18 protein-coding genes and 1 other RNA gene are annotated in these 16,298 nt (G+C 54.0%); 16 read left to right on the top strand and 3 right to left on the bottom strand.

All coding sequences use genetic code 11. From position 1 onward, the window contains the following. Positions 1–59 precede the first annotated feature (59 nt). The 10 genes from folD to NAI64_RS04550 all read left to right on the top strand — a co-directional run bounded on the left by folD (position 60) and on the right by NAI64_RS04550 (position 9,868). Positions 60–926 (top strand): bifunctional methylenetetrahydrofolate dehydrogenase/methenyltetrahydrofolate cyclohydrolase FolD, encoded by an 867-nt coding sequence (gene folD / locus NAI64_RS04595; RefSeq protein ID WP_269298248.1) that lies wholly within the window; start codon positions 60–62, stop codon positions 924–926. A gap of 76 nt (positions 927–1,002) precedes the next feature. Continuing rightward, positions 1,003–3,078 (top strand): M3 family metallopeptidase, encoded by a 2,076-nt coding sequence (locus NAI64_RS04590; RefSeq protein WP_269298246.1) that lies wholly within the window; start codon positions 1,003–1,005, stop codon positions 3,076–3,078. 179 nt (positions 3,079–3,257) lie between these two features. Beyond that, entirely contained in the window at positions 3,258–3,683 is a 426-nt protein-coding gene (locus tag NAI64_RS04585; protein WP_269298244.1) for a DNA polymerase III subunit chi, read from the top strand. Next, complete coding sequence (locus tag NAI64_RS04580) at positions 3,683–4,126, top strand: hypothetical protein (RefSeq protein WP_269298242.1); 444 nt, start codon at positions 3,683–3,685, stop codon at positions 4,124–4,126. The genes NAI64_RS04585 and NAI64_RS04580 overlap by 1 nt, the downstream gene beginning before the upstream one ends. A gap of 33 nt (positions 4,127–4,159) precedes the next feature. Continuing rightward, positions 4,160–5,431 carry a D-amino acid dehydrogenase gene (locus NAI64_RS04575; protein WP_269298240.1) on the top strand — a complete coding sequence of 424 codons (1,272 nt, stop codon included), beginning with the start codon at positions 4,160–4,162 and terminating at the stop codon, positions 5,429–5,431. 6 nt (positions 5,432–5,437) lie between these two features. Beyond that, the gene (locus tag NAI64_RS04570) at positions 5,438–5,833 is read left to right on the top strand and encodes a YchJ family protein (protein ID WP_269298238.1); all 396 of its coding nucleotides are present in this window, start codon (positions 5,438–5,440) and stop codon (positions 5,831–5,833) included. A 22-nt stretch (positions 5,834–5,855) separates the two neighbouring features. Continuing rightward, a complete protein-coding gene (gene bioA / locus NAI64_RS04565; RefSeq protein ID WP_269298236.1) occupies positions 5,856–7,199 on the top strand; it encodes an adenosylmethionine--8-amino-7-oxononanoate transaminase in 1,344 nt (447 codons plus the stop codon). After that, the gene (gene bioD, locus NAI64_RS04560; RefSeq protein WP_269298234.1) at positions 7,196–7,882 is read left to right on the top strand and encodes a dethiobiotin synthase; all 687 of its coding nucleotides are present in this window, start codon (positions 7,196–7,198) and stop codon (positions 7,880–7,882) included. Before bioA ends, bioD begins: the two co-directional genes overlap by 4 nt. Before the next feature lie 23 nt (positions 7,883–7,905). Beyond that, on the top strand, positions 7,906–8,958 hold the full coding sequence (gene bioB / locus NAI64_RS04555; RefSeq protein WP_269298232.1) for a biotin synthase BioB: 1,053 nt from the start codon (positions 7,906–7,908) through the stop codon (positions 8,956–8,958). After that, positions 8,933–9,868, top strand: coding sequence for a 2-hydroxyacid dehydrogenase (locus tag NAI64_RS04550; protein ID WP_331282607.1), 936 nt, complete (start codon positions 8,933–8,935; stop codon positions 9,866–9,868). Before bioB ends, NAI64_RS04550 begins: the two co-directional genes overlap by 26 nt. 43 nt (positions 9,869–9,911) lie before the next feature. On the opposite strand, the gene ssrS is transcribed toward NAI64_RS04550, so the two are convergent. The 3 genes from ssrS to NAI64_RS04535 all read right to left on the bottom strand — a co-directional run bounded on the left by ssrS (position 9,912) and on the right by NAI64_RS04535 (position 10,674). Beyond that, positions 9,912–10,090: non-coding RNA, 6S RNA (ssrS, locus tag NAI64_RS04545), on the bottom strand. 58 nt (positions 10,091–10,148) lie between these two features. Further along, positions 10,149–10,460 (bottom strand): cell division protein ZapA, encoded by a 312-nt coding sequence (locus tag NAI64_RS04540; RefSeq protein ID WP_269298230.1) that lies wholly within the window; start codon positions 10,458–10,460, stop codon positions 10,149–10,151. Then, entirely contained in the window at positions 10,447–10,674 is a 228-nt protein-coding gene (locus NAI64_RS04535; protein ID WP_269298228.1) for a DUF904 domain-containing protein, read from the bottom strand. Before NAI64_RS04535 ends, NAI64_RS04540 begins: the two co-directional genes overlap by 14 nt. A 216-nt stretch (positions 10,675–10,890) precedes the next feature. Here NAI64_RS04535 and cmk point away from each other — a divergent pair, with 216 nt between their 5' ends. From cmk to rfaE1, 6 genes are all read left to right on the top strand, one after another. Next, the gene (gene cmk, locus NAI64_RS04530; RefSeq protein WP_269298226.1) at positions 10,891–11,559 is read left to right on the top strand and encodes a (d)CMP kinase; all 669 of its coding nucleotides are present in this window, start codon (positions 10,891–10,893) and stop codon (positions 11,557–11,559) included. A gap of 105 nt (positions 11,560–11,664) precedes the next feature. Continuing rightward, a complete protein-coding gene (gene rpsA / locus NAI64_RS04525; RefSeq protein ID WP_269298224.1) occupies positions 11,665–13,374 on the top strand; it encodes a 30S ribosomal protein S1 in 1,710 nt (569 codons plus the stop codon). 13 nt (positions 13,375–13,387) lie between these two features. Next, complete coding sequence (locus NAI64_RS04520; protein ID WP_269298222.1) at positions 13,388–13,681, top strand: integration host factor subunit beta; 294 nt, start codon at positions 13,388–13,390, stop codon at positions 13,679–13,681. Positions 13,682–13,802: 121 nt separating this feature from the next. Next, positions 13,803–14,141, top strand: coding sequence for a LapA family protein (locus NAI64_RS04515; RefSeq protein ID WP_269298220.1), 339 nt, complete (start codon positions 13,803–13,805; stop codon positions 14,139–14,141). Between the two features lie 18 nt (positions 14,142–14,159). Beyond that, positions 14,160–15,335, top strand: coding sequence for a lipopolysaccharide assembly protein LapB (gene lapB, locus NAI64_RS04510; protein WP_269298218.1), 1,176 nt, complete (start codon positions 14,160–14,162; stop codon positions 15,333–15,335). A gap of 41 nt (positions 15,336–15,376) precedes the next feature. Continuing rightward, entirely contained in the window at positions 15,377–16,297 is a 921-nt protein-coding gene (rfaE1, locus tag NAI64_RS04505) for a D-glycero-beta-D-manno-heptose-7-phosphate kinase (RefSeq protein WP_269298216.1), read from the top strand. The last annotated feature ends 1 nt before the right edge of the window (position 16,298 follow it).

Raw genomic sequence — 16,298 nt, 5'->3', positions numbered from 1 at the left:
CGTTCGAAAATTATCATCGTATAATGCTTTTTTAACGGTTTTTTTATTCATCAGAGAACATGACTGCCCAAATTATCAACGGAAACGATCTGGCCAGGGAAATTCGCAAGGATATCGCCGAACGCGCCGCCAAACTGACGGCTGCCGGCGAAACGCCGGGACTGGCCGTTATTCTGGTCGGAGACAGTCCGGCCTCCATGGTTTACGTACTGAACAAGGAACGTGCCTGCAAGGCGAACGGCATCCGTTCCATTCTCGAAAAATACGACGCCAGCTTTACCGAAGAACAGTTGCTTGAACGTATCCGTGTGCTGAACGCCGATCCGACCGTTCATGGTATTCTGGTCCAGTTGCCGCTGCCGGATCATATCGACCCGCGCAAGGTAATCGAAGCGATCGATCCAGCCAAGGACATGGACTGCTTCAGCGTCTTCAATACCGGCATGCTGATGACCGGCCAGCCGAGAATCAAGCCTTGTACCCCTCACGGCGTCATGAAAATGCTGGAATCCATCAATTATCCGATCCGCGGCGCCCATGCCGTCATCGTCGGGGCATCCAATATCGTCGGCAAACCGATGTCCATGCTGCTGCTTCAGGCCGGTGCGACGATTACCATCTGCAATTCCAAAACCCGTGATCTGGGCCACCACACACGACTGGCCGATATCCTGATCGCTGCCACCGGCCAGCGCAACATCATCAAGGCCGATATGGTCAAACCGGGCGCAGTCGTGATCGACGTCGGTGTGGAACGCGATGAAAACGGCAAACTCTGGAGCGATGTCGATTTCCCGAATGTCAAGGAAGTTGCCGGTTACATCACTCCGGTTCCGGGTGGCGTCGGTCCGATGACCATCACCATGCTTCTGGAAAACGCCATCGAAGCGGCCGAGAAAAAACTGCAAAGCCGGCAAAAACAATAACCGGCCAGCCGCTCGGGAAGGTACGCAATTGCGTACCTTTTTCATTTGAACCGATCTCATCCTGAAGGAGTACCCGATGTCCAATCCACTGCTGAATTTCGAAGGTCTTCCACTGTTCGACGCTATCCGTCCGGAACATGTCACGCCGGCTATCGGAACCCTGCTTGATCGCTGCAAATCCGTTGTCGCTAAACTGGAAGCACCCATGGCTGAAATCACCTGGGACAATTTCGTCACACCACTTGACGACTGCACCGAACAGCTCAGTCGCGCCTGGGGCATTGTCGGCCATCTGAGCGCCGTCGTGGACACCCCCGAACTGCGTGCCGCCTACAACGAAAACATTCCGCGTATCACCGAATTCTGGACATCCCTTTCACAGAATCAGGCACTGTTCGAAAAATACAAGGCGCTTGCCAATGCCGCCTCGTTCGACTCGCTGAGTCCTGCACGCCGCCGCGTCATCGAAAACACGCTGCGCGACTTCCGTCTGGGCGGCGCCGAATTGCCGGACGAAAAGAAAAAACGCTTCGCGCAAATCCAGGAAAAAACGGCGTCCCTCTCGACACGCTTTTCGGAAAATATACTGGATGCCACCAATGACTTCGAACTGCTCGTCGAGGATGCATCCGAACTGAAAGGATTGCCCGAAGACATTCTGCTGGCAGCACGTGCTGCCGCACAGGCTGAAAACAAGACCGGCTACAAGTTCACACTGCATTTCCCGTCGTTCTATCCGGTCATGCAATATGCTGACAACCGTGCCATCCGCGAAAAGATGTATCGCGCGAATGCGACCCGTGCATCGGAATTTGGCGCAAAACCGGAGTGGGACAACACCGGCATCATCCGCGAGCTGTTACAGCTGCGCAAGGAAGAAGCACTGCTTTTGGGATACCCGAACTACGCCGAAGTCTCGCTGGTTCCGAAAATGGCACGGTCTCCTGGCGAAGTCATTTCCTTTCTGGAAGATCTGGCCACGAAAGCACGCCCCTATGCCGAAAAAGACCTTGCCGAACTGAAACGTTTCGCACACGAAAAACTCGGCATTAACGACTTGCAGGCATGGGATCTGGCCTATGTCTCCGAAAAAATGCGTCAGGAACGCTATGCCTTTTCTGTACAGGAGGTCAAACAGTATTTCCCGGAACCGGAAGTGCTGGCCGGTCTTTTCCGTGTCGTCCAGACCCTGTATTCGGTTTCCATCCTTCCCGACAAGGCTCCGGTATGGCATCCGGACGTCAAGTTTTTCCGTATCGAAAAAAACGGCAAACTGATCGGACAGTTCTATATGGACTTGTACGCCCGCCCTGGCAAGCGGGGCGGTGCATGGATGGACGACGCACGAAGCCGCCGCGTCACAATACATGGCATCCAGACACCGGTCGCCTATCTGACATGCAATTTCTCCTCGCCACTTGAAAAAGACGGCAAACGGCAACCTGCGCTTTTCACGCATGATGAAGTCATGACGCTGTTCCACGAATTCGGTCACGGCATGCATCACCTGCTGACCCGTGTCGATGAACTGGGCGTATCCGGCATTTCAGGCGTCGAATGGGACGCTGTCGAACTGCCTTCACAATTCATGGAAAATTTCTGCTGGGAATGGCAAGTGGTTTCTCACATGAGCTCGCACATCGACACCGGAAAACCCTTGCCGAAAACCCTGTTCGACAAAATGTTGGCCGCCAGAAACTACCAGTCCGGCCTGCAAATGCTGCGCCAGGTCGAATTCTCGCTTGCCGACATGCATCTGCATTACGATTACGATCCGGATGGTTCGCGCACACCACAAGACGTTCTGGATGACATCCGTCGACGGTATGCCGTCGTCATTCCGCCGTCGTTCAACCGTTTCCTGCAATCGTTCAGCCACATCTTCGCCGGCGGTTATGCCGCAGGCTATTACAGCTACAAATGGGCGGAAGTTCTCTCGGCCGATGTTTACAGTGCTTTCGAGGAATCGCTGGCACAAGGAAACGATCTGCTCTCCCCTGCCATGGGGGCGCGACTGCTCGAAGAAATCCTCTCGGTCGGCGGTTCACGTCCTGCGCTTGAATCGTTCATCGCTTTCAGGGGCCGTCCTCCATCCATCGACGCCTTGTTGCGGCATAACGGGCTCGTTGCGCAAACCGCTTCGGCTTGCTGACCACTCCAGGGACGGCACAACCTGCCGTCCCTGCATGTCCCGTCAAAAGAAAATATCTCTGACCCGTACATTTCCCGGAAAAGCAGGCTGTCAAAATCTTTGCTAAGCGCCAGAAATCGTTTCATAATGAAGCCCGCTTTCCGGATCCATTTCGAGCCATTGCACAGACTGCATGTGACATGACCAGAATCGAATTTCGTACACACATCGCCGACAAGATCGGTTATACCTGCCGTCTGGTGCGCAAGGCGTTGTCCAGCGCACCCGGTAGCAGAATCATCCTATTTTCAACGGACAGAGTCCTGTTGAACCGACTGGACGATGCGCTCTGGACATTTTCCGAATCCGATTTTCTGCCGCATGCCATGATCGGCGACCGCCAGTCACCGTATTCCCCCGTCATTCTGGCATCAGACGATCACGCCGATATGCCGCATTACGATATTCTGGTCAACTTGTCCCCTGTCGTTCCTGCCTGCTTCGCACGGTTTGACCGTATCATCGAACTGGTATCGTCAGATCCTGACGACACACAGGCCGGACGGCAACGATATATCCATTACCGAGAACAGGGATATACCCTGCATCATGAAACAGCACAATAATGAATAATCAGAACGACTCCCCATCTGCCGGCCGTCTGCCGCACCCGGTTCAGGAAAACCGTGATACCGGCAATGCATCATTCGTCGCCGACGACTATCCGGTACTGACCGATATTCTTTCCGATCTGCCCGATCTGGCCGACGCCCTGCAAAACGAAACGGCATGGAACGAACTGGAACAACGCCTGTCGGATCGCATCCTGCAACGGATCGAAGACCGCATCCAGTTCATTCTTGAAGAAACCATCCGGCAAAACCTGACCGACAGTATCGGCAAAATGACCGGTACGCTGGTTTCCGAAATCAAGAACGACCTGCAAAGCACCCTGGATGTCGTCGTCACCCATGCCGTGACCGATGAGCTGCACCGGTTGAGGCAAAAAGAATTTTTTTCCGAAAGCAATCATCTTAAAATAACGGGAAAAAACGGTTCCACAAACTGACGGAACCCAAACAGATCGACAAAGAGGCAAATTGTGAAAGTCATCGTATTAGGATCGGGTATAACGGGAACGGCCGCCGCCTGGTTTTTGCGCCAGGCCGGACACGAAGTCACTGTCATCGAACGCCGTCCGGGAGCTGCACAGGAAACCACTTTCGGCAACGGCTCGCAAATTTCTGTTTCCCATTCGGAACCCTGGGCCAATCCTTCCGCCCCCTCGAAAATCCTGAAATGGCTGGGCAAGGACGATGCACCGCTTCTCTACCGTTTCCGCGCCGAACAGCTTCAGTGGGAATGGGGCGCACGTTTCCTGCTGGAATGTACCCCGAAACGGACGGCACACAATACACGCCAGTGCGTTGCCATGGCCGATTTCAGCAAACGCACCTTGCGTGCACTCCGTGAAGAAGCCGGTATCGAATATACTCACCTGTGCCGCGGCATCATGCACTTTTACACCGACAAGGCTGACTACGAAGCCTCGAAAGCCGGCGCGAAACTGATGACCTCGCTCGGATGCCCACGCAATACGATCACACCTGACGAAGTGATACAGCTCGAACCGGCACTTTCACCGGTCAGGGACAAACTGGTCGGTGGTGATTTCACGCCTGACGATGAACACGGTGACTCGCGCGAATTCACTGTCGCGCTTTCGCAAAAAGCTGCCGAAAAAGGCGTCGATTTCCGCTTCAATACGACAGCTACACGGCTTCTGACTGCCGGTACCGGCGCAGCCGCACGTATCGTCGCGGTGGAAACGATTTCACCGACCGGCGAATTCGAGGTATTCCATGCCGATGCTTTCGTCATCTCACTGGGCAGTTTTTCGGCACCATTCCTCAAACCGCTCGACATCCATCTGATGATCTATCCCGCCAAGGGGTACTCTGCGACATTCCCTGTCATCGATCCCGACAAGGCACCTTACATATCGCTGATCGATGCCGGACACAAACTCGTATTCTCCCGGCTGGGCAACCGGCTTCGTGTGGGGGGGACAGCCGAAATGAACAGTTATGGCCGCCAACTCAACGAAGCACGCTGTCAGGCACTGGTACGGCGTACATCGGAACTTTTCCCGGAAGCATGCGACTTCAGCCAGCCGCATTTCTGGACCGGGCTGCGTCCGATGACACCTTCCAACATTCCTTATATCGGCAAGACACCGTACGGCAACCTCTTTCTGAATACGGGGCACGGCACACTGGGCTGGACGATGGGTTGCGGTTCCGGACGTGCCATCGCCGACATCGTCTCCGGCAAAAAACCGGAAGTCGATTTCGAGTTCTGCGGAATGAAATAAAACGACATGTCGAAAAAGAAAACGTCCGCACCACAACCGTGCCCATGCGGTAATCCGTCATTCGAGACATGCTGCAAACCTTATCTGACGGGAGAAGCGACCGCAGGAGATGCATTGTCACTCATGCGTTCCCGGTACAGTGCCTATGTAACGGAAAACGAAGACTATCTTCGTGAGACCTGGGCCGAGGAAAACCGCCCGTCAGGAACCATCATCGAAAAAAATTCGCACCTCAAATGGGTCGGTCTGAAAATCATCGGTCATCAGGAACACGAAGACCGTGCGACCGTGGAATTCATTGCGCAATACAAGCAAAACGGACGCATGCAAAAACTGCATGAAATCAGCCGCTTCATCCGCAAGGATGCGCAATGGTACTATTTCGACGGCACCTATTTTTAACCTTTAGATTCCATCCGTTCAAGTGAACTCTACGCATTCCCGTTCATCAGACTGGATCAAACGCAGTCTGGCAAGTGTCTGGCATCCCTGCACCCAGATGCAGCATCATGAAACCCGCCCGCTCGTGGCACTGAAAAGCGGCAAGGGCGTCTGGTTGTACGATCAGGACGGCAACCGCTATTTCGATGCCATCAGTTCGTGGTGGACAAACCTGTTCGGGCACAGCAATCCCTTCATCAACCAGGCACTCAAAAAACAGCTCGACACGCTGGAACATGCCATGCTGGCCGGTTGTACCCATGAACCGGTCATCGAGCTGTCGGAAAAACTCTCGGCCCTGACATCCCATACACTGGGACACTGTTTTTATGGTTCCGATGGCGCATCGGCTGTCGAAATCGCACTCAAGATGAGTTTCCATTACTGGAAAAACGCGGGAAAGCCACAGAAACAGGAATTCGTCTGTCTGGAAAACAGCTATCACGGTGAAACCATCGGTGCCTTGTCCGTCACGGATGTCACCCTGTTCAGGGACGCTTATGCCCCACTGATCAGAAACGCCCATATCATCGCGTCGCCTGACAATCGCAAGGCAGCCACGGGGCAAACGGCGGAAGATGTCGCGATTGCGGCAGCAGCCAGACTGGAAATGCTTTTGCAGCAAAACGCCGACCGGATCGCCGCCGTCATCGTCGAACCGCTCATCCAGTGCGCAGCCGGATTCGTCATGTATTCCCCGGAATACATGAGGCGCGTCCGTGCCTTGTGCAACCGTTATCATGTCCATCTGATCGCGGACGAAATCGCTGTCGGTTTCGGCAGGACCGGCAGTTTCTTTGCCTGCGAACAGGCAGGCATCTGGCCGGATATGCTCTGTCTGTCCAAAGGCATTACCGGCGGTTATCTGCCGCTTTCTCTTGTCATGACGACCGACACCGTATTCCGCGCTTTTTACGACAGCGACATCACGCGCGGATTTTTGCACTCCCATTCCTATACGGGTAATCCGCTGGCATGCCGCGCCGCACTGGCAGTTCTTGAACTTTTCAGGCACAACGATGTCATCAACCATAACCGGATCATCGCTGGCAAACTCGACCAGGCACTCACTCCCCTGAAAAGCCATCCGGCCATCCGGCATTTCCGCCACCTTGGCATGATCTGGGCATTTGATGTCACGATGACGCCAGAAGAACAAACGACCTTTGCGGGACGTTTTTTCGAAACCGCGCTCAAACATGAACTGTTGATACGCCCGATCGGCAACACCGTTTACCTGATGCCGCCCTATATCATCGGCGACAGCGATATCGAACTGCTGGCCGCCGGGGTGACTGCCGTACTGAAAGAGGTTATACCATCATGAATCCGCTATCGTATTTCATTACCGGAACAGATACGGAAATCGGAAAAACCACCCTGTCTTGCACCCTGATCCGCGCTCTTGCCGGAAAAGGATTGCGTGTCGCGCCGATGAAACCGGTCGCCGCAGGCGCCTCGCAAGTCGATGGTGTCTGGCACAACGAAGATGTGGATGCGCTCATGTCGGCATCCAACATGACCCTGCCTGTCTCACTGGTCTCGCCTTTTCTGCTGAAAACGCCGATCGCACCACACCTGTCGGCCAAACTGGATGGACAAGTCATCGACTTGCAGCACATCCTCTCCTGCTACCGTACACTGTGCGAACAGGCAGATGCCGTCATCGTCGAAGGTGTCGGAGGATTTTGTGTACCATTCACACAAGACACGTCAAGCGCCGATCTCGCGGTACAATTGAACCTTCCTGTCATTCTGATCGTCGGCCTGAAACTCGGCTGCATCAACCATGCCCTGCTCACGGCCGAAGCGATCCGTGCTCGCGGCCTGAAACTGGCAGGATGGATCGCCAACCGGATAGAACCTTTCATGCCTTACGGCGACGAAAACATCCAGACACTCGAAGCGCTTATTGGTGCACCGAGACTGGGAACAATGCCTTATCTCGAGTCATTCGCGCAGGCAGACAGCTATCTGGACTTTCATCACCTGCCAGACTGGCCCTTGTAAAACCGATACAAAGAAAGAGTGTTATGTCACAACCGATTACGTTTTATCCACGCACCCCCGCATCTCCCGCTTCCGAACCGGAAACATGGCCAGTAAAAGACATTCTGGAACTGTATGAACTCCCGTTTCACGAGCTGATGTTCCGTGCGCAAGAAGTCCATCGTGCCAACTTTCCCGACGGAGACATCGAACTGGCGACACTGATTTCACTGAAAACCGGCGCTTGTACCGAAGACTGCGGTTACTGCTCGCAATCCATCCATCACAAAACAGAAGTAACCCCAAGCAAGATGCTCAGTCTGGATACCGTACTGGCCGCGGCACGTAAAGCCAAAGAAAACGGTGCGACACGGTTTTGCATGGGAGCATCCGGACGTTCTCCCAACGACCGCGATTTCGACAAATATCTGGAAATCGTCCGTGCCGTCAAGGCGCTCGGACTGGAAACCTGCATGACGCTTGGCATGCTCAAGGAAGAACAGGCTCAAAAACTCAAGGAAGCGGGACTGGACTATTACAACCATAATCTGGATACCGCACCCAGCCATTATGCCAACATCATATCCACCCGCACTTATCAGGACCGTCTGGACACACTTGGCCGCGTCCGCAAGGCAGGCATCAAGGTCTGTTGCGGAGGGATCATCGGGATGGGTGAATCCCGGCAACAGCGCGCCGAACTGATTTCGCAGCTGGCCAACCTGAATCCGTACCCGGAAGCCGTACCGATCAATCATCTGGTTCCGATCAAGGGTACACCGTTATTCAACGTCGAACCGCTCGATCCGCTGGAATTCGTCCGGACAATCGCCGTCACCCGTATCGTCATGCCACAAGCGCGCGTACGAATGTCGGCAGGCCGGCACGAACTGGGCGAAGCCATCCAGACACTTTGCTTCCTGGCTGGCGCAAACTCCATCTTCTACGGCGAAAAACTGCTGACGACCGACAATTCCGAAGCCAACGAAGACCGTGCCCTTCTGGCACGTCTGGGGCTGAAAACCCATGAGTCCACCGAGATCAAGGCAAGAATGCCCGGAACCGAAAAACATGACCATACGCATTCTGTACTATAACGAAGGCGAAAATCCGGATGAATGGCTGCCTGCCCTGGCGGCAGCAATGCCACATGCCGATATTCGTCTGTGGCATAAAGGCGATGACGCACCGGCTGACTATGCACTCGTCTGGCATCCGCCCGATGAGCTGTTGCGTAACCGGCGTGGTCTCAAGGCCGTCTTCAATCTGGCGGCCGGTGTCGATGCTCTCCTGTCGCAAAGTCATCTCATTCCGGAAAACGTACCGGTTTTCAGACTGGAAGACGCCGGTATGGCCATCCAGATGGCGGAATATGCCACGTACGCCACGCTGCGTTATTTCCGCCGATTCGACGAATATGAACGACAGGCACGCATGAAAGTCTGGGACATGCTAACACCCCACGTGCGTGAGCATTTCACCGTCGGCATCATGGGAATGGGCGTCATGGGAACAGCCATTGCACGATCACTCATGCCGTTTCGCTTTCCGCTTCGCGGCTGGAGCCGCACCAGAAAAGAAATCGATGGCGTCACCGGCTATTACGGCAACGATCAGCTCGCCGGATTTCTGGATGGCCTGCACCTGCTCATCTGCGTATTGCCACTGACACCTGAAACGGCCGGCATCCTCAATCTGGCAAATTTCCGCCATCTCGGACATGGCGCATGCCTCATCAATCTGGGACGTGGCGAACATCTCGTCGATGATGACCTGCTTTGCGCCATGGCAGAAGGCCGGATACGTGCCGCCACGCTGGATGTCACCTCCAGTGAACCGCTTCCTCCGGAACATCCGTTCTGGAATCACGACGACATCACCATCACACCCCACATCGCCGGACTGACCTTTTGCCAGGAAACAGTCATGCAAATCGCACAGATGATCGCCGCCTTCGAACGAGGCGAAAAACTGACCGCATGTGTCGATCGCGTCGCCGGCTACTGAAAAACGAAAAGGCTGCATGCAACGACATGCAGCCCGTCAGAAAGGGAACCCCGCCTGTGCCGCTATGTCGGCATCTTGAACCGAAGGTTCAAGGTGGTCACGGTAAGTCGGATTTCGGGTTCATCGAACGAGCGATGATCACGCCCATCCGTCAAGATTCCGCAACCTGTGCTCAGAAATGGTTCAAAGAATATATGACAATCACGAACACCGCAGGGTAGTTTTAGTCTACCTGAATAAGAGTATCTGTCAACCGCCGATTTTCGAAAAATCGCGCCCTTCAGAAAAGATCGTCCTGCGGGACCAGCGCCTGATCCAGCACACTGTTCATGGCATCTATCTTCTGCTTGATTTCCGCCATGGACATCCCGGATAGCGGACCGCTCGGCGACTTGATCGCCAACAGTTCCGCCGCGATAGACAGCGACGCCATGATCGCGATCCTGTCGTTACCCTTGATCTTTCCGGTATCGCGAATCGCGCACATTTTCTTGTCAAGATACGCCACAGCTTCTTTCAACTTGTCCTTTTCGTCATCATGGCATGCCAGACGATAGGACTGCCCCATAATGGTCACATCAATTTGTATCATTGGACACTCCTTCTGCATTTTCTACGGCCGGCAAGGTTTGGATCAGCGAAGACACACGCTGCCGCGCTCCCTCCATCCGTTCCGAAAGCTGCTGGTTTTCCATCGTCAATTCCGCATTCTTCAAACGCAGATCGGCATTCTCACGTCTCAAGGCCTGAGTCAGACTGGCCAGCTGACTGATTTTTTCCGACAATACATCAAATTCTGAAATCATATTCAAAGGTCACCAATAGAATAAACATTGACACCCGGCAAAAACGGCTGGTTGCGCGCTGGCACGCTCTTGTGTAGCATTTTTACCCCAAATTCTAACGCCGTCCGGATATTATCCGGAATATTTTGTTCAATCCGGATAACATATCGCTATCGCTGGCGCCGAAAGACGAGTTTTCCATTTCATCTGGTACATCACGCCGTGTCAAACCCATCCATGAACATTTCCATCATCACCATCGACGGCCCGACCGCATCCGGAAAAGGAACCGTTGCACGAATCGTCGCCGAAAAACTCCACTTTCATTACCTCGATTCCGGAGCATTGTATCGTCTGACCGCCTTATCCGTCATACGTTCCGGCATCAATCCGGATGATACAGGTCAAATCGCCGAAATGGCCCGCAACCTGCCCTGCCGTTTCGAAAAAGAACACATTTTTCTCGGCGATGAAGATGTCACCGATGCCATCCGCTCGGAAACCATCGGCAATATGGCTTCGAAAATCGCCGCCATTCCTGCGGTAAGACAAGCACTGACCGATTTGCAAACCGGCTTTAGAAAAGCGCCCGGTCTGGTGGCGGACGGACGGGACATGGGAACTGTCATTTTCCCTGAAGCCGATCTCAAGATATTTCTGACCGCCAGTGTCGATATCCGTGCGGAAAGACGATATAAGCAGTTGTTGGAAAAAGGAATTCCTGCTAACATTGACAATCTGCGCAATGATTTGATCGAACGGGACAAACGCGACACCCAACGTCAGACTGCACCGCTTGTCGCTGCACCTGACGCCATCACGCTCGATACATCGACCCTGAATATCCAGGAAACGGTCGAACGTGTACTGGATCTGTTTGCCCGTACCATCCGATCGCGCAGTTGAGGTTCCCACCTCTTTGGCCCCGTCAAGGTGCAAGGCCTTTGCGGGTATTTGACAACCTGACCCGGTTCGTTCCACAGGGAATGACCGGCTTTTCACAACTTATATATGCCTACTGCTGCATCTACCCAGGATTCCGGAATGGAAAGTTTTGCCGCTTTATTTGAAGAATCTCTTGCCCGTCATGACATGCGCTCCGGCGAAGTCATCTCGGCCGAAGTCGTCCGCATCGACCACAATTTCGTCGTCGTCAATGCCGGACTGAAATCCGAATCCTTTATTCCTATCGACGAATTCAAAAACGACGTCGGCGAACTGGAAGTCAAGGTCGGTGACTATGTCTCCGTTGCCATCGAATCGCTTGAAAACGGTTATGGCGACACCATCCTGTCCCGTGACAAGGCCAAACGCCTCGCCTCCTGGCTGGCACTGGAAAAAGCCATGGAATCGGGCGAAATCGTCACCGGTACCGTCAACGGCAAGGTCAAGGGCGGTCTGACCGTACTGACCAACGGTATCCGCGCTTTCCTGCCGGGTTCCCTGGTGGATACCCGTCCTGTCAAGGACACCACGCCTTATGAAGGCAAGACCCTGGAATTCAAGGTCATCAAGCTTGATCGCAAGCGCAACAATGTCGTTCTGTCCCGCCGTGCCGTCGTCGAAGCCTCCATGGGCGAAGAACGCCAGAAACTGATGGAAACCCTGAAAGAAGGCACCATCGTCAACGGTATTGTCAAGAACATCACCGATTACGGTGCATTCATCGATCTCGGCGGCATCGACGGTCTGCTGCACATCACCGATCTGGCATGGCGTCGTGTTCGCCATCCGTCCGAAATGCTGACGGTCGGCCAGGAAATCACCGCCAAGGTTCTGAAATACGACCAGGAAAAGAACCGCGTTTCGCTGGGCGTCAAACAGCTCGGAGACGATCCATGGACCGGACTTTCCCGCCGTTATCCGCAGGGTACCCGCCTGTTCGGCAAGGTCACCAACCTGACCGATTACGGTGCTTTCGTTGAAGTCGAACAGGGCATCGAAGGTCTGGTACACGTATCCGAAATGGACTGGACCAACAAGAACGTCGCACCGAACAAGGTCGTCAAGCTGGGCGACGAAGTCGAAGTCATGGTACTGGAAATCGACGAAGAACGTCGCCGTATCAGCCTGGGCATGAAACAGTGCAAACCGAACCCGTGGGAAGAATTCGCCGACACCCACAAGAAAGGCGACAAGGTCAGCGGTGCCATCAAGTCCATCACCGACTTCGGCGTATTCATCGGCCTGCCTGGCAATATCGACGGTCTGGTTCACCTCTCCGACCTGTCCTGGACGGAACCTGGCGAAACAGCTGTCCACAACTTCAAGAAGGGTGATGAACTCGAAGCAGTCGTTCTGGCCATCGACGTCGAACGCGAACGTGTTTCGCTGGGCGTCAAACAGCTCGAAGGCGATCCGTTCAACAACTACATCGCCATGAACGACAAGGGTTCCGTCGTGACCGGTACGGTCAAGTCGGTAGAACCGAAAGGTGCAGTCATCCAGCTCAACGATGACGTCGAAGGTTATCTGCGCGCTTCGGAAATCTCCCGCGACCGTGTGGAAGATGCCGGTTCCCATCTGAAAGTCGGCGATCAGGTCGAAGTCATGATCATCAACATCGATCGCAAGTCCCGTTCGCTGCAGCTGTCGATCAAGGCAAAAGACCAGATGGAAACCCAGGAAGCCATGCAGAAGATCCAGAACGATTCGAGCGCTGCTTCCGGCATGACCAGTCTGGGCGCCTTGCTCAAAGCAAAATTCGACAACAAGCAATAATCACGAGTGCACAATGACCAAATCCGAATTGATCATTTCTTTGGCAAACAGCTATCCACAACTGTTGGCCAAAGACGCTGAACTGACCGTGAAAACCATACTGGATGCCATGGCAGACGCCCTGGCGGGCGGTCAGCGCATCGAAATTCGCGGTTTCGGCAGTTTTGCACTGAGCGTCCGTCCGCCAAGAATCGGTCGTAATCCACGTTCCGGCGAAAAGGTACACGTAGAAGCCAAGCGGGTACCGCATTTCAAGCCCGGAAAGGAATTGCGGCAACGTGTCGATTCAGCAGCAAAAGCGGACTGACAGCGCTTGTTTCGATTAAGCTTTCTCAATCCAAAAGGGCATCTTCGGATGCCCTTTTTCACGTACAATCATACCTTCGCAGCAATATGCGCTTTATGAAAACCGTCACAAGGACTGAATCATGAAATGGCTCTCCCGTATAATCGCTGCGGTCCTTTTCATATTTTTTTTCATACTGGCCCTGAAAAATACCCAGGAAACAGCCTTATACTTTTTCTGGGGATATGAACTGCGCGGACCGCTGGTACTGATTGTGCTGTGTTTCTTTCTGGCAGGCGCCGTCCTCGGTCTGCTCGCGATGATTCCCACGGTATTCAGAAGCCGGCTCGAGTTGTCCAGACAGAAAAAGAAATTCAACGAAATCATGCAAGTACAGGAAGCGCAGAAAAAAACCGGTACCGAACCGACTTCCGGCAATACGGTTTCCGACGGCAAACCGTCTGAAACACAAACCGACTAGTTTATTTTTAGATAGTGTATGGAATTTGAAATCTGGTGGCTGCTAAGCATCCCGCTATTCTTCGGACTGGGATGGATTGCCGCACGTATCGACATCAAACAACTGCTTTCAGAATCGCGCAGCCTGCCAAAAGGCTATTTCAAGGGGCTGAATTTCCTGCTGAACGAGCAACCCGACAAGGCAATCGACGCATTTATCGAAATCGTCCGTCTGGATCCGGAAACGGCGGATCTGCACTTCGCGCTGGGCAACCTGTTCCGTCGACGCGGCGAAACGGAACGTGCCATCCGCATGCACCAGAATCTGTTGTTGCGCCCCGACCTTCCACCGGAACAACGTATGCAGGCCAGCTATGAACTGGGACAGGATTTTCTCAAGGCTGGCCTGCTCGATCGTGCCGAAGAAGTTTTCCGCGAACTGACCGAAACCCCGTACTCCGTTCAGGCACGTCGTGCGCTGCTGGAAATCTTCCAGCGGGAAAAGGAATGGAAACAGGCCATCGATGCCGCGCGTGCCCTGCAAAATTCTGGGACAGGCAACCGAAACAAACAGATCGCGCAGTTCTATTGCGAACTGGCTGAAGATGAACTCGTCAACACTCACCCGGAAAAAGCATTGCCGCTACTGGATACGGCGCTTTCCATTGACCGCATGAGTGTCCGTGCCACCATACTGACAGGCGATGCCCTCATGGCGCTCGGCAAACCGGAAGAAGCGCTCTCGACATGGCGACGTGTCGAAAAACAAAGCATGCCGCACACCGTACTCGTCGCGCAACGCCTGATGGAAGGCTACCAGGCGGCAGGACGCGCACCGGAAGGTATCAGTCTGCTCAAGTCCTATCTGGCCGAAACGGCCTCGATCGATCTGCTTGAAATCCTGTTCAAGGCTGTCCTGAAACAGGAAGGTGCCGAAGCTGCAAACCGCCTTGTCCATGATGAACTGCGACGTACTCCGACACTCCTGGGACTGGACAAGCTGCTGGAAGCGCAATTGCTGGTCGTTCCGCCTGAAATCCGCGAAGATTTGTCCTTTGTCCGCACACTCGTCCAGCGATACGCATTCAGACTGTCACGTTATCAATGCAACCATTGCGGATTCGAGGCGCGCCATTATTACTGGCAATGCCCGGGATGCCATCAATGGGAAACTTATCCGCCAAGGCGGATCGAAGAAATGAAACTTTCATCCTGAACTCCGATTGCCTCCGTTCAAACCAATATCTCGCACCGGACATGAACAACATGAAAAATCCCAGCATATTGATCGTCGGCGATGTCATGCTCGACCGTTACTGGTTCGGCGATGTCAACCGGATATCGCCGGAAGCTCCTGTACCGGTTGTCCTGATCGGCAGAAACGAGGAACGTCTGGGCGGTGCGGCCAATGTCGCACGCAATGTCGCCGCACTGGGCGCTTCATGCAGCCTTCTGGGTGTAATCGGCGATGATGAAGCAGGTACCGTAATCGGCAAACTGCTGGAACAATCCGGCATCACCCCCTGCCTCCATTCGGCTCCCGGTATTTCGACAACCGTCAAACTGCGCGTCATCGGAAGACAACAACAACTCTTGCGTCTGGATTTCGAAAAAAGACCTACTCACGAAATACTGGAAAACGCACGTGAACAATACCGGGCTCTGCTGGCCGAACACGACATCATCATTTTGTCGGATTACGGCAAGGGCGCACTCGATCACGTATCCGACATGATCGACGATGCCCGCAAGGCAAACAAAATCACCCTGATCGATCCGAAAGGCGATGATTTTTCCAAATACCGTGGCGCCACGATCCTGACACCGAACAAATCCGAACTGCGGCAAATCGTCGGCAGCTGGAAAGACGAAACGGAACTGACGCAAAAGGCGCAAAAACTGCGTGAAACGCTGAACCTGCAATATCTCCTGCTGACACGTTCCGAAGAAGGCATGTCGCTTTACGGTGCCACCGAGGTATTGCACATTCCGACCGTGGCACGCGAAGTGTTCGACGTATCGGGTGCCGGCGATACCGTCATCGCCACGCTGGCGACCATGCTCGGCAACGGCAAATCCGTATCCGAATCCGTACAGATCGCCAACCGTGCCGCGGGCATCGTCGTCGGAAAACTCGGAACGGCTACCGTCACGCGGGAAGAACTGTTTTCCGCCTGAC

This window comes from Oxalobacter paeniformigenes, assembly GCF_027158465.1.
GTDB classification, from domain to species: domain Bacteria; phylum Pseudomonadota; class Gammaproteobacteria; order Burkholderiales; family Burkholderiaceae_D; genus Oxalobacter; species Oxalobacter paeniformigenes.
Note: the sequence above shows the minus strand (reverse complement) of the source record. Positions and strands in the feature narration are given on the sequence as shown.

Excerpts from the sequence above, each read along its gene's own strand:
- folD (WP_269298248.1), top strand. The coding sequence starts at position 60 with ATGACTGCCCAAATTATCAACGGAAACGATCTGGCCAGGGAAATTCGC.
- NAI64_RS04590 (WP_269298246.1), top strand. The coding sequence starts at position 1,003 with ATGTCCAATCCACTGCTGAATTTCGAAGGTCTTCCACTGTTCGACGCT.
- NAI64_RS04585 (WP_269298244.1), top strand. The coding sequence starts at position 3,258 with ATGACCAGAATCGAATTTCGTACACACATCGCCGACAAGATCGGTTAT.
- NAI64_RS04580 (WP_269298242.1), top strand. The coding sequence starts at position 3,683 with ATGAATAATCAGAACGACTCCCCATCTGCCGGCCGTCTGCCGCACCCG.
- NAI64_RS04570 (WP_269298238.1), top strand. The coding sequence starts at position 5,438 with ATGTCGAAAAAGAAAACGTCCGCACCACAACCGTGCCCATGCGGTAAT.
- bioD (WP_269298234.1), top strand. The coding sequence starts at position 7,196 with ATGAATCCGCTATCGTATTTCATTACCGGAACAGATACGGAAATCGGA.
- bioB (WP_269298232.1), top strand. The coding sequence starts at position 7,906 with ATGTCACAACCGATTACGTTTTATCCACGCACCCCCGCATCTCCCGCT.
- NAI64_RS04550 (WP_331282607.1), top strand. The coding sequence starts at position 8,933 with ATGACCATACGCATTCTGTACTATAACGAAGGCGAAAATCCGGATGAA.
- NAI64_RS04540 (WP_269298230.1), bottom strand. The coding sequence starts at position 10,460 with ATGATACAAATTGATGTGACCATTATGGGGCAGTCCTATCGTCTGGCA.
- NAI64_RS04535 (WP_269298228.1), bottom strand. The coding sequence starts at position 10,674 with ATGATTTCAGAATTTGATGTATTGTCGGAAAAAATCAGTCAGCTGGCC.
- cmk (WP_269298226.1), top strand. The coding sequence starts at position 10,891 with ATGAACATTTCCATCATCACCATCGACGGCCCGACCGCATCCGGAAAA.
- rpsA (WP_269298224.1), top strand. The coding sequence starts at position 11,665 with ATGCCTACTGCTGCATCTACCCAGGATTCCGGAATGGAAAGTTTTGCC.
- NAI64_RS04520 (WP_269298222.1), top strand. The coding sequence starts at position 13,388 with ATGACCAAATCCGAATTGATCATTTCTTTGGCAAACAGCTATCCACAA.
- NAI64_RS04515 (WP_269298220.1), top strand. The coding sequence starts at position 13,803 with ATGAAATGGCTCTCCCGTATAATCGCTGCGGTCCTTTTCATATTTTTT.
- lapB (WP_269298218.1), top strand. The coding sequence starts at position 14,160 with ATGGAATTTGAAATCTGGTGGCTGCTAAGCATCCCGCTATTCTTCGGA.
- rfaE1 (WP_269298216.1), top strand. The coding sequence starts at position 15,377 with ATGAACAACATGAAAAATCCCAGCATATTGATCGTCGGCGATGTCATG.